The sequence below is a fragment of the Pirellulaceae bacterium genome (assembly GCA_029243025.1).
Taxonomy (GTDB): Bacteria; Planctomycetota; Planctomycetia; order Pirellulales; family Pirellulaceae.
Genome location: JAQWSU010000017.1, coordinates 175955 through 188592, shown reverse-complemented (window position 1 = coordinate 188592; position 12638 = coordinate 175955). Strand labels below are relative to the sequence as shown.

The following is a 12638-nucleotide window of genomic DNA, read 5'->3' as shown; positions in this document are numbered from 1 at the left end:
GATCCCGAAGACGATGATCCCGAAGACGATGATCCCGAAGACGATGATCCCGAAGACGATGATCCCGAAGACGATGATCCCGAAGACGATGATCCCGAAGACGATGATCCCGAAGACGATGATCCTGGAACTCAAAGCGACGCCGTTTCGGAAAACGTCGACCGTTATGCGGACGTGGATTTCGGTGAAGACGACGATGTGGACGACGATGATCTGGACGACGACGATTCGTTGAGTCAATCACCGTATGGGTCGCAGTTGAGCCTGGATTTTGACCGTCGGCGCTCGGAATCCGACGAGGACGATCCTGGTGGGGCATCGCCCAGAGATTTTTCTTGATTTACAACGTTCACGCGCGTTGATGGTTGCTCTTCTCAGCGTTGGCGAAGCGCTAATCTATTTGTGCGCTAATCACTCAGCCGTCGAAACAGCGAATCGTGTGGCAAGCTTTGTTGACTTGGATTACGATGGGGGAGCAGCTCGCTGCGGTTTTCGCAGAAAAAAGGTAGGCAATCAGCTCCAAAAGAGTTGAATCTCCCTAGATTCCACCGAAGTCACAAACGTGTAGAAGGCGATGTTCTTACGATGATCCGACGAATGAACTCAAGGTGCGCGCGCAGGCGATCTGGACAACTAGAAAAACTTGAAAGTCGCGTGCTTCTCGCCGGGGATTTGGTAGGGCATTGGCGTGGTCAGGAGCTCACGGATGGTGTGGCTGACGGTGCGGTGGTTGCTGAATGGGCTGATTTGACCTCGGATATGGTGGCCAGTGCAGAAGGGCAGCCGACGTTAATTCATGACGGGATTGATGGGCGATCCGTTTTGCGCTTTGACGCGGGTGACGGTGTTGATCTGTTTCGAGTTCCTGGAGTGCAGAGCCCCTTAAAGGGTGCTGCCGATTTTTCGATCTCAGTTGTTTTTCGCACAGCGAGCAACAATTTGGTCGGCGATGAAACACGCTGGTTTGACAACACAGGGTTGGTCGATGGGAGTCAATTAGGCTTCACTACCGATTGGGGTTTGTCAATCACTTCGGCAGGAAAGGTTGCCGGCGGTATGGGGGAGAGTTTCGTTTCTCCGCCAAAGAGTGTCTATTCCGCCCAGTCGGGTTTGAATGACGGTGCGATGCACACCGCGACGCTGGTTCGCCAGGGTTCCGATTTGACGATATACGTCGACGGTGTGAATCAGGGATCACGCTCTGATGCGAGTTCTCAAGATCGCTCTCAAATAATTGACTTTGTGATGGGTGGGTTGGAAACTAGTAGCAATGGATTCACCGGTGATATTGCCGAAGTGCGTGTGTACAACGGTGTGCTGAACAGCGGTGAAGTTAGCCAATTGCATACGGACCTTTCTTCTTATTATGACAATGAAGCGCCGGTTGCGGCTCCTGACACCTTTCAGCTTGTTGAAGACGGCGTGTTCTTTTCTCCCCAATCGATTTTGGCGAATGATGTCGATGCCGATGGTGATCCGTTGTCTGCAGTGCTTGTGAGCGATTCCAGCCATGGAAGAGTTTCTTTGACAGAAACTGGAACGTTTCTTTACGTCCCTGAGATGAACTATTTTGGTATCGATTCGTTTACCTACGCTGCAAATGATTTTCGGGATTCCAACGTGGTCACGGTGACGCTCGAAATAGCTCCGAGCTATGACCCAGCGATTCCCCGTGCCGATCAGTTCGAGACCGAGCCGGGTGAAGTTTTGCAGATTCCGGCAATCGTCGGTGTTTTGGCGAATGACGAAAACCCAGACGGTGCCAGTTTAAAGGCAGTTGTCACAAACGATGTGAACTTTGGAAGTTTGACGCTTGAGCCTGACGGTGCATTTGTTTACGACCCTCAGGGCCTCGCTGGCCTCGCTGAGTTTTCCTACCAGATTGATGATGGGACAGGGTTGTCGGTCGCGCAGGCTGTCAGCATTCTGGTTAATACACCTCCATCCGGCACTGATGATCAGTTAAGCGTTGTTGAGGACATTCCATTTGCGTTGACGGCAGCAAATGGCCTGTTGAGCAATGATCAGGATGCTGATGGAGATGCGATTACTGCTGAACTTTTGAGCGATCCAGAGCGTGGTGACCTGACCTTTGAAGCGGATGGTGCAATTCACTATGCGTCGGATCTCAATTATTACGGGTCGGATAGTTTTACCTATCGTTTAAGCGATGGAATTGATACCTCCGAAGTGATTACGGTTAATCTGACCATCGAGGCGGTCGATGATGCACCGATAGCCTCGGACGATGGCTATTTTGCCGCCCCTGGCCAAGGAGTTGTCACGACACTTTCCAACGGCGTGTTGGCCAATGATTCGGACGTTGACAGCAGCGGTTTGACCGTCGAGTTGGTGCAACCGCCTGCAAATGGAACATTAGATCTCAAGGTCGACGGTACGTTTACCTATAACTCGGCCGAAGATTTCGTTGGGACCGATAGCTTTATCTATCGGGTGTCAGATGGTAATTCGAACTCTGAACAAGCAGAAGTCTCACTGTTTGTAGGGGCTTCTCCGCTTCAAATTACTGAATTTATGACGGCGAATGTGGGTGAGATTGAAACTCGATTACGAGAGGATGCAGGGGGGAGATATCGAGGGGATCGTACTACACCTGACTGGATTGAAATCAAGAATCTTTCTAGTTCGAAAGTGGATATTTCTGGATTCCACCTGACAGACGATGAGGACAACAAAACGAAGTGGGCTTTTCCGGATGGAACTCAGATCGATGGGTCGGGCTATTTGGTCGTTTATGCGACTCAATTGAACATGGCCGATCCGAATTTGGATGAAACGGGCCGGCTGCATACGAACTTTGGGCTCACTTTGGACGGTGAGTATCTTGCCTTGGCTGGTCCAGCGGGATCCGTGCTGAGTGAATTTGGTGATGAGTATCCTGAGCAGCGGCCAGGAGTCTCCTACGGTATTGCCTCGGGCGGTTCGATTGGATATCTGACGTCAGCAACACCCGGTGCTGACAACGGCACTGCCTATCCTGGCTTAGTCGCAGATACGAAGTTTAGTGTTGATCGAGGGCTTTATGATCAACAGTTCGAAGTTGAGATTGTCAGTTCAACTGCTGCCGCGGAGATTCGCTATACATTTGATGGTAGCGCTCCGACTGCGGATCACGGTAATGTCTATGCCGGACCGATTTCGATTGACCGCACAACGACCTTGAGAGCTGCGGCCTTCTATGGCGATTACCTGGGTTCGAATGTTGATACGCAGACCTATGTATTTGTTGATCAGGTCATTGATCAATCCGCAACACCAAAAACGGGTCCGACAGGTAGTGAAGTAGAATTTCCAGAGCGCTGGCGTAGTTTCCGTTCGAATTATGAAATGGATGCCGATATCACGCAGAGTGCGACCTATTCCGGTCGAATGCGCGATGCACTCGTTGATTTGCCGACGCTCTCTCTGACGTTGGACCAGGAGGATGTTTTCGGAGCAAAGGGTCTCTATTCAAACCCGGGCGGTACCAATGAAGCGGCTGCGTCCGCTGAGTTGATTTATCCAGATGGAGAAATCGGTTTTCAGATTGATGCGGGAGCGAGGATGCAAGGAGGTGCCAGTCGGAATACAGAGCATGTCAAGCATTCGATGAGTTTGCGTTTTCGTGAACAATATGGTGCGGGCAGCCTGGAGTATCCGCTCTTCGAGGATTCCCCGGTCGATACCTTTAACGCGATTCATTTGCGAGCTCGCTATAACAATTCATGGATTCATTGGGATCAAGGACAGCGAAATCGTGGCTCCATGATGCGAGAAGCGTGGGCCCGAGATACGATGTTGGCCGCTGGTGATCTGTCGGCCGGGTATGGTGATTACGTTCATCTCTATCTGAATGGACTGTACTGGGGCGTTTATGAGATGCATGAACGGCAAGACGCAAGTCATGTGGCGGCCTATTTTGGCGGAGAAGCCCACGAATATGATGCGTTGAACGGTGGGGCATTTGTTGATGGAAATGATGATTCATATGATCGACTTGGCGACATCGTGCGGTCGAAGAATTGGGGGCAGATTCAGGAGGTGTTGGATGTTGACAACCACATCATGTTCAACATCGTCCAGCTATATGGCGGAAACCAGGACCTTAAGACTAACGGGAACTGGAGGATGGCCGGAGGTGGAACAGGAGAGGGCTTATGGCGGTTCTACATGTGGGATGTTGAGCGTATTCTCGAGAGCACATCAACGCGTGGGACATCTCCTGTCAGTGATTTGCTGGGTTTTCGGGGAAGACTCGATGATATCGAGGAGTATCGCGTACGCTTTGCCGATCACGTTCATCGAATGCTTTACAACGATGGAGTGTTGACGCCAGAAAATGCAGCGGCTCGTTGGATGAACCGTGCGGGTGAACTCGATCTGGCGATCGTGGCAGAATCGGCCCGCTGGGGAGACACAAAGCAACGCTCACCACAGACTCGTGATGAGCATTGGATTAAAGAACAAAACCGGCTAATCGACGATTACTTCCCTGTTCGAACTGACAAAGCGATCAGCAATTTCCGGCGAGCAAACTTATATCCCGATACGGATGCGCCTGAATTTTTGGTCGATGGGAATCGACAGCACGGGGGGTTCGCTGATTCGGCGGCGGTCATTTCTTTTGATAATCCTAACGCCAATGATGCGGGCCAACTTCTGTATACCCTGGACGGCTCCGATCCACGCTTGGAAGGTGGTGAGATTTCGGCGACTGCGGTGGTTTATGCGGGCGGAGCGTTGCCGGTTGCCGGTTCTGGCCAACTACGCGCGAGGATCAAAAATGGCACTGAATGGTCGGCCTTGACCGATGCCACCTTTGCATTTGAAATTGCCGCATCTGCAGAGAATCTGGCAATTAGTGAATTGAATTATAATCCGCATGACGGCATGCCTTCACTGGGCGAGCCTGATCTGAATGGAAATGCGTTCGAATTCATCGAGCTGCAAAATATTGGCGACGTGCCGGTCAGCCTGGCAGGAGTCCAACTGCGTCAAATTTCGGTGGACGGAGAATCCGAAGGCGTTCGGTTTGACTTCGCTGCCCAGACCTTGGCCCCAGGAGAATACCGAGTTGTCGTGCGAAATCAGGATGCCTTCGCAACACGTTATGGACCGAATGTGAGGTTGGCCGCTGGGAACGACGGCTTAAACGGGCCCCAAGGTGTTTGGGGCGGTGGCCGGCTGGGTGATGGAGGAGAAATGCTGAGTCTCTTTTCGGCTGATGGCGAAGTGATTCGACAGTTCCGCTACGATGACGAAGGGGCTTGGCCTGAACGGGCTGATGGGATCGGATCGACGCTTGTCTTGAGCGATTCCCAAGCCGATGGATCGCAAGGCGGTAACTGGGTGGCCAGTGATTTGGTTGGGGGTACGCCCGGTGCGGCCGATCAAGGTTTTGCGGAGGACGTTGTGATCAATGAGATCTTGACGAATACAGACGCACCTCAAATCGACCAAGTTGAATTGTTGAACGTTTCTGGTGCGGCGGTCGATGTGAGCCAATGGTACGTAAGTGACACGGCGAACAACCTGACGAGGTTTCAATTGGCCGAGGGTTTAACGCCTCTGAATCCTGGTGATTCTTTGGTGTTGGATGAAAGTCAACTTGGATTTGGTTTTAAGGGACAGGCTAACGATGATATCTGGCTTGTGGCAGCGACGGCTGACGATTCGCTGCGGTTTGCCGATTCTGCTAGTTTCCTCGCCACCGAGACGGGTGTTTCTTTAGGTCGTTGGCCGAACGGAGAGGGCGGCCTCTTCCCGCAACAGACGACGACGTTTGGCGCACCCAACTCAGGACCCTTATTGAATGGTCCGATTATCAGCGAAGTGAACTACAACCCGACCACGCCAGCGGATGAAACGACTTCGGATGCCTATGAGTATGTGGAAGTCTGGAATCCAACCGCCAGCCCGCTTGATGTGACAGGTTGGCGTTTGGGCAAGGCCGTTGACTTTTCCTTCCCCGAGGGCACAACTGTGGGGCCAAACCGAGGTCTCGTAGCGGTGTCTTTTGATCCGGCGGACGTCGCAGCGACGACTGCCTTCCGCACCCATTACGCAATCGCTGCGGATGTTGAATTAATCGGCCCCTTTAGTGGTGTACTCGACAACGGTGGAGAAAATCTCGAATTGCAACGGACGGTAGCCGGTGATGATTCAGAATTCATTCTGGTAGATCGTGTGAGGTATGAGGATGATCAACCGTGGCCTGGATCCGCTGATGGTGCGGGCGATTCACTTAACCGATTGGCTGCCGATAGTTACGGTGATCTTGTCAGCAGTTGGTTGGCCGCTGTTCCCACACCCGGAACGGCAAGTTTTGGCCCCAATCCGGCTGACTTAAATCGAGACGGTAACGTGGATGTGGCTGATATCGACTTTATGAGCGATCGTATCCGAGCCCAAGATCTTGCCTATGATCGCGACCAGAATGGAATCCTCGATTCTGATGACTTGATCGATTTCGTGACGGGTAGCATGGGATCGCCGATGGGTGATTCCAATCTGGATCGTCGCTTTGACTCAAGTGACTTTGTCTTGGTCTTTCAGGCGGGGAAATACGAGGACGGTGTTGCAGGCAACTCGTCTTGGGCGGAAGGAGACTGGAATGCTGACGGAGATTTCGACACCCAAGATTTCGTGTTTGCGTTCCAGCAGGGGGAATATGTCAGCGCGGCAACACCTCTCGATTCTCAGTTAGCAGCTGCAATTCTTAGTCAACCGTCTCGTGGTGATGTTACCGAGGTGGAAACTCAACAGGACAGTCGAAATGTGCTGCCAGAACTTCGTCGGGCCCGTCCTCTTTCCGAAGAAAGGGCCCGCGATATGATTTTTGGTGATTTCCAAGAGGATTTTAAATTAGCGACTCTGGACAGCGATCAAGAATTACTAGATATCGAATTCTAGTGCGGCGACGAGAAAGGTTTCGATGCCCGAACCCGGTTATAACGACGGAGAATCGCCACCGTTTTGGGTTTGGTTTATCCTTCTGTTTGGCGTCGTCGGGATTTTATTGCTCATCCCCTCTTGTTAGCCCACGAGGCCGGCAAGCACTGCATCAAATGCCGCAGTTGGCCAATTGCCCAAAACTCGCGTGCTGAAATCTTCACCGCTTGATTCGGCGATCCACCATTCCCCTGATGTTCGCGCGATGATGTCATCCCGACCGTCGCGATTGAAGTCGGCGATCCGAATGTCCTGCCATTCCATAGCCGGGCTCCACTTGCCCCAAAATTCGTTTTGGAACTCGGTGCCGGTTGATCGAGCGATCCACCATGAACCGTTGGCCCGTCCGGCGATGTCATCTCGTCCGTCGTTATCAAAATCTCCGATGCGAACATCTTTCCACACCACCTTGGTTGACCAGGAGCCCCAGGCGTGATTGGTGAATCGGGTGCCAGATGATTCCGCAACCCACCAATTTCCTCGGGCACGGCCGACTAAATCATCGCGTCCATCCTGGTTGAAGTCGCCAACTTGAACGTCTTCCCAAGTGACGTTTGGTGACCATCGGCCCCACTTACTGTTTTCAAATGCTGCCCCGGTGGAAGAAGCCACCCACCATGAGCCGTTGTCTAGACGGCCGGCAATGTCATCATTACCATCACCGTTGAAATCTCCGACAGTTACGTCGTGCCAGGTTTTTAGTCGCGACCAGCTACCCCATCGTTGGTTGGTGAAACTGGTGCCTGTCGAGACGGATACCCACCAGGAACCGCTTGTCGTGCGTCCCAATACATCGTCTTGGCCGTCTCCGTTAACATCTCCGACCTGCACGTCATGCCATTCCACTGCCGTTGACCAACTGGCCCAATACTCACTTGTGTATGCGTTTTCTCCGGTCTTGCGTGTGACCCACCATTCTCCATTGTCTCGGCGTCCGACGATTTCACTGAGCCCATCGCCATCGACGTCCGCCAATTGAATGAATTGCCAACTGTCTGATTCAGGCCAACTCGTGATTTCGTTGAAGGTGATTTGGCTGTCTGTAGAATTGGCACGCCACCAAACGCCGTCTACGAGTCCCACAATCGCGGCATTATTGGCTTCATTGGCTTCATTCGGTTGAGTACCCTCTGTGGTGATAACGTCCAACTTGACGTTTTCACTTCCGATGATAACTTCTGCCGTGCGGACTTCACCCGCGATGCCACCTCCCGTGGCCACGACCGTGTAACGACCGGAAGGGAGTTGCAGGGAATAGCCACCCGACGAGCCTGACAGCTCCGAGTAGGTTGTGCCCGTGTCCGACTCGATGGCAGTGATCAACACATTACCAACACCTTCTCCGACGGTGTAAAAGTCATCATCTGTGACCTGATCGGTAAACGCGACGCCGGTTAGAAATAGGTTGCCACCTCGGTTGGAGAACATTTCCGTGACCATGCTTGCGTTCCAGTCACGGCTTGTTGTGAACTGCCCATAGCGAATGCCTACCCCCAATTCACGATAGTTACTGTTCAGCATGTTTTCTCGATGGCCTTCACTGAGAAATAGAGATTCATGTCTCGCATAAACCTGATCGATCGGGTCCAAGATCGCAGTGGAACCGCCCCAGGCAAGATTTTCACCTGCTCCTACCGGATATCCGGCGGCCAAGGCGCGATCCGAGGGAGTCAGGCCTTCCAAGTTGGTATGACCAAAATAGTCACGGTCAAGCATGTCCTGGGAATGGGCGCCAGAAGCCGCTATCAGAGCTTGGTGGGGAGCCAACGGTTGTTTGGCGGCTGCCGAGATTGTATTGGCTGGCAGGTTTTGATTGAGGTCGGAGATGCCACTGTAACGATCCACTTCGGCCAAGGGTGTGGCACGCGACCGATTGACCAATTCGACGAGAAGTTGTTCGTACCCGGTCATTGTCACGGTCGAAAGTACTTCGCGTGATTCGAGTGATTCCACTCGTAGGCAACGTTCCCTATTGGCTCGATTGTTTCGCAAGGATCGTCGTCGCAGAAAGGTTGAGTCAAGCATCATGAGGTGACTGGCTCACGGGATGAGAGAGATGAGAAAGGTTCCAGTCCGCTTTAAAACGTACGTTGGAATGCCTTCCTGGGCAAACATCTTCAGCGTGAAAATAGTTGAGCGGTCAGGGCTGAAAACATTTATTAACGAGGTCATGATCGTTAAGGCTGGAATTCCTTCATTGAGTGGAATGGATGGGGTCTGTGGGCGACCACAATCCGAGCAATCGATGCGAATTATCACATTGATGCGATTTCACATCGGAATCGATACTTGCTGCACAAAACCCCCTAGCGATTTTCATGCGAGACCGTTAGAAAAGATCTCAGCACCACTCAATCGTTCCATCCGTTTTTCCTCGAAGCGACACCGAATACTGTAATGTCTTCAGCGCAAGCCAAAATTGAACTTCTAGCGCCCGCCGGAGATTTAACCTGTGCGCGAGCGGCGGTGGAAAATGGGGCGGACGCTGTCTACTTTGGGCTCGACCATGGCTTTAATGCTCGCGCACGGGCGACCAATTTCTCGTCCGATGCACTCGATCAAATGATCGACTTGTTACATGGTCGAGGTGTTTTGGCTTACGTGACGCTGAATACGTTGGTCTTTCCGAGTGAGTTGGAAAGGTTCTCACAGGTCGTGCAAAGGGTCGTATCCGCCGGCGTGGATGCGGTGCTCGTGCAAGATTTGGGGATCGTGAGACTGATTCGCGAATTGTGTCCAGAATTGCCCATTCATGCATCGACTCAAATGACGCTGACCAGCCGCGAATGTATCGATGTCATGGCGCCCTTGGGAATCGATCGTGTAGTGTTACCACGTGAGTCGTCCATTCAAGAAATTCGTGAAATATCCAAAACAACCAGGATGCCGTTGGAAGCCTTTGTACACGGTGCTCTTTGTGTGGCTTATTCTGGCCAGTGTTTGACAAGCGAGTCGTTGGGAGGTCGAAGTGCGAATCGGGGGCAGTGTGCGCAGGCATGCCGGCTACCGTATGAGTTGATGTGCGACGGGAAAGATGTCGACTTGGGAGATATTCGGTACCTGTTGAGTCCGCAAGACCTTGCCGCTTTTGAGCTCGTGCCGGATTTGATGGAAGCAGGGGTAAGCTCTTTCAAAATCGAAGGGCGTCTTAAAACGCCAGAATACGTTGCCAATGTGACCCGGCGATATCGGACCGCCATTGATCTTGCGTTAAAGAATCAGGCGGTGCGTTTCAGCCGGCGCGAAATCGAAGAAATGGAACTGTCGTTCTCACGTGGATTTTCGCCAGGCTGGTTGCAGGGTTGCGATCACAAGATGCTCGTTCCCGGTCTGAGTTCAACCAAACGCGGGGTGATTCTTGGGAGAGTGAAGGGAATCCGAAAAGATCGCGTGGAGCTTGAACTTCAGAGCGGATTATCGCCCGGCGATGGGGTTGTTTTTGATGGCGATCGAGCTGCTGGCCAGGAGCAAGGTGGCCGGGTGTTTCATGTCTGGAAGCAGCGGCAAGTTTGTCAGCGATCGGAGCGAGGTGACACGGTAGAAATCGCCCTCGGACGTCATGCGATTGACGTTAAACGTCTGTATGTGGGTCAAAAAATTTGGAAGACAGACGATCCGAAATTGACACGACGGCTGCAAACTACCTTTACTGGGCGGCCGCAAAGAAAAGTGGACCTTGATCTCGTAGTTCGAGCTAGGCCAGGAGAAAAATTGTTTCTCTCAGCAGCTACCTCTACTGGACGGCTTGTGCAATGTGAGAGTGAAGCAGAGCTTGCTCGGGCACACAAACATCCAGCGACCGAGACCACACTGAAAAAACAAATCGATCGCTTGGGAAATACGGTTTATCAGCTTCGCTCGTTTTCCGCCGAGATCGACGGGGAACCGATGGTTCCTTTGAGTGTGCTGGGGAAATTGCGGCATGAAATGGTGGCCCAACTGGATGAAAGCCTGAAGGAGCGGCCGAAACGTACCATCCTGTCGCCTGTGAGTTCGTCGGTGGGGGCAAGTTTCGCTGAGGATGAGCGAGTCCCCCAAAATGTGCAGTTGTCGTTTCTCTGTCGGTCATTGACCCACCTTGAAAAATTGGTGAGATGCAATGTTGATCGTGTGATTGTCGATTTCGCGGACATCCGCGAATATACCGATGCGGTTCGATTGACGCGCGGACAATCGGTTCAGCTCCTGTTGGCAACACCACGAATTCACAAACCAAATGAAACAGGTCTGTTTCGAAAAATGTTGCGGCAAGAGGCGGATGGCATTCTGGTGCGGAATCTGGCAGGGTTGGCATTTTTTGCGAAGGCAAACGTGCCTTGTTTTGCCGACTTTTCGCTGAATGTTGCCAATCAACTGACGGCGGAGGTTGTGCATCAAGCGGGCGCCGAGCGAGTGACCGTCTCCTACGACCTCAGCCGGGACCAAGTGTTTGATTTGATTGATGCCGTGCCGGTCTCTTGGTTGGAAGTCGTCATTCACCAACATATGCCCATGTTTCATATGGAGCATTGTGTGTTTTGTGCAGTTCTTTCGCCTGGCACAAACAAAACAAATTGTGGTCGACCCTGTGATGACCACGAAGTTCATTTGCGCGATCGCGTAGGGATGGAGCATTTGTTGACGGCTGATGTCGGATGCCGTAACACTCTTTTCAACGCACAAGCTCAAAGCTCTGCTGAAATTGTGCCCGAATTGCTTCAGCGAGGGCTGCGTAATTTCCGAGTTGAACTGCTCGGTAATGAATCAGCCAATGAGCTTGAACGAATTGTTGGACTCTACCAGCAACTGGTAGCAGGTCAGGTCTCTGCTAAAAATGTGTGGCGTGACTTGAAGGCCTGCAATCGAGTTGGTGTGACGCGCGGAACAATGGAAGAACGACGCGACCCGCTTGCCATTCTTTAATGATCGCATGGGTGATACTGGGAAGGTAACGCCTGTTTTCGACGCTGGCACCGTGGCAATACTGTGTCGTCATGCCGATGCTTGGTTTGCTAAGACAATCGCGTCAATGTCCTGAGCTGATCGTTCTGGCAAGCGCAGAAAGCCAGGGATCAATCGATGGGCGAATCGCGTTTGCTGTGGTCCAAAGAAAAATGGATGAATGGCGGACGTTGCGAGATAGGGAGAGCAGAGTACTCGGACCGAGCGGCAGCGGAATCAAGAGGATGCCATCTGCCGCCAACGAGTTGTCACCGCCCCCATCTTCGGTCAGTGAGCCGTCGATGCGGAACGGGGCAATCCTACCCGGAGGCAACACGTGTCCATAATAAAAATGTTTGGGCCCGTGCGATTCTAATTGGAAAATCTTGTCTTTGGTCGCCACGTCAAAGGGGGACTGTAACTGGCCGGCCGGAATGTGCTGCGGAATGAAATCCGATTTTTTAGCCACGATCTCGAGGGTTGTAATCCCACGCCCCAGACTGGTTATTGCCAGATGACCATCCATCACACCTTGGAAGACGAGTACCTGACTTTTGGCTTCCGGGGGTGCGTAGCAAAGCAGGAGCAAAAAGATCGGAAATAAATAGGGAAGAGGCGGTCTAAGAAAATACATCGGTCACTTTTACTCGTTGGGTATGATCGGGGCGACTCACTTCAGTTTAACCAACAATACCATTTTTAGGGCAAAACCGGTTAATGCAGCGGTCAGGCGAAGACGCTGAGCAGGGGCTCATTTGAGCCGTGTT

5 protein-coding genes are annotated in these 12638 nt (G+C 52.2%); 3 read left to right on the top strand and 2 right to left on the bottom strand.

The window, feature by feature from the left end; translation table 11 throughout:
* Both P8N76_07665 and P8N76_07660 read left to right on the top strand, forming a co-directional pair.
* A partial coding sequence (locus tag P8N76_07665) for a hypothetical protein (GenBank protein ID MDG2381535.1) occupies positions 1–339 on the top strand: 339 nt, incomplete at its 5' end.
* Positions 340–597: 258 nt separating this feature from the next.
* The gene (locus P8N76_07660) at positions 598–6912 is read left to right on the top strand and encodes an Ig-like domain-containing protein (protein MDG2381534.1); all 6315 of its coding nucleotides are present in this window, start codon (positions 598–600) and stop codon (positions 6910–6912) included.
* A 123-nt stretch (positions 6913–7035) separates the two neighbouring features.
* Here P8N76_07660 and P8N76_07655 read toward each other — a convergent pair whose 3' ends face one another.
* Positions 7036–8979: an FG-GAP-like repeat-containing protein gene (locus P8N76_07655; protein ID MDG2381533.1), complete on the bottom strand. Its 1944-nt coding sequence runs from the start codon at positions 8977–8979 to the stop codon at positions 7036–7038.
* Between the two features lie 369 nt (positions 8980–9348).
* Here P8N76_07655 and P8N76_07650 point away from each other — a divergent pair, with 369 nt between their 5' ends.
* Positions 9349–11853, top strand: a complete 2505-nt coding sequence (locus tag P8N76_07650) for a DUF3656 domain-containing protein (protein MDG2381532.1) — start codon at positions 9349–9351, stop codon at positions 11851–11853.
* Positions 11854–11956: 103 nt separating this feature from the next.
* On the opposite strand, the gene P8N76_07645 is transcribed toward P8N76_07650, so the two are convergent.
* Positions 11957–12505: a hypothetical protein gene (locus P8N76_07645; protein ID MDG2381531.1), complete on the bottom strand. Its 549-nt coding sequence runs from the start codon at positions 12503–12505 to the stop codon at positions 11957–11959.
* Between the last annotated feature and the right edge of the window lie 133 nt (positions 12506–12638).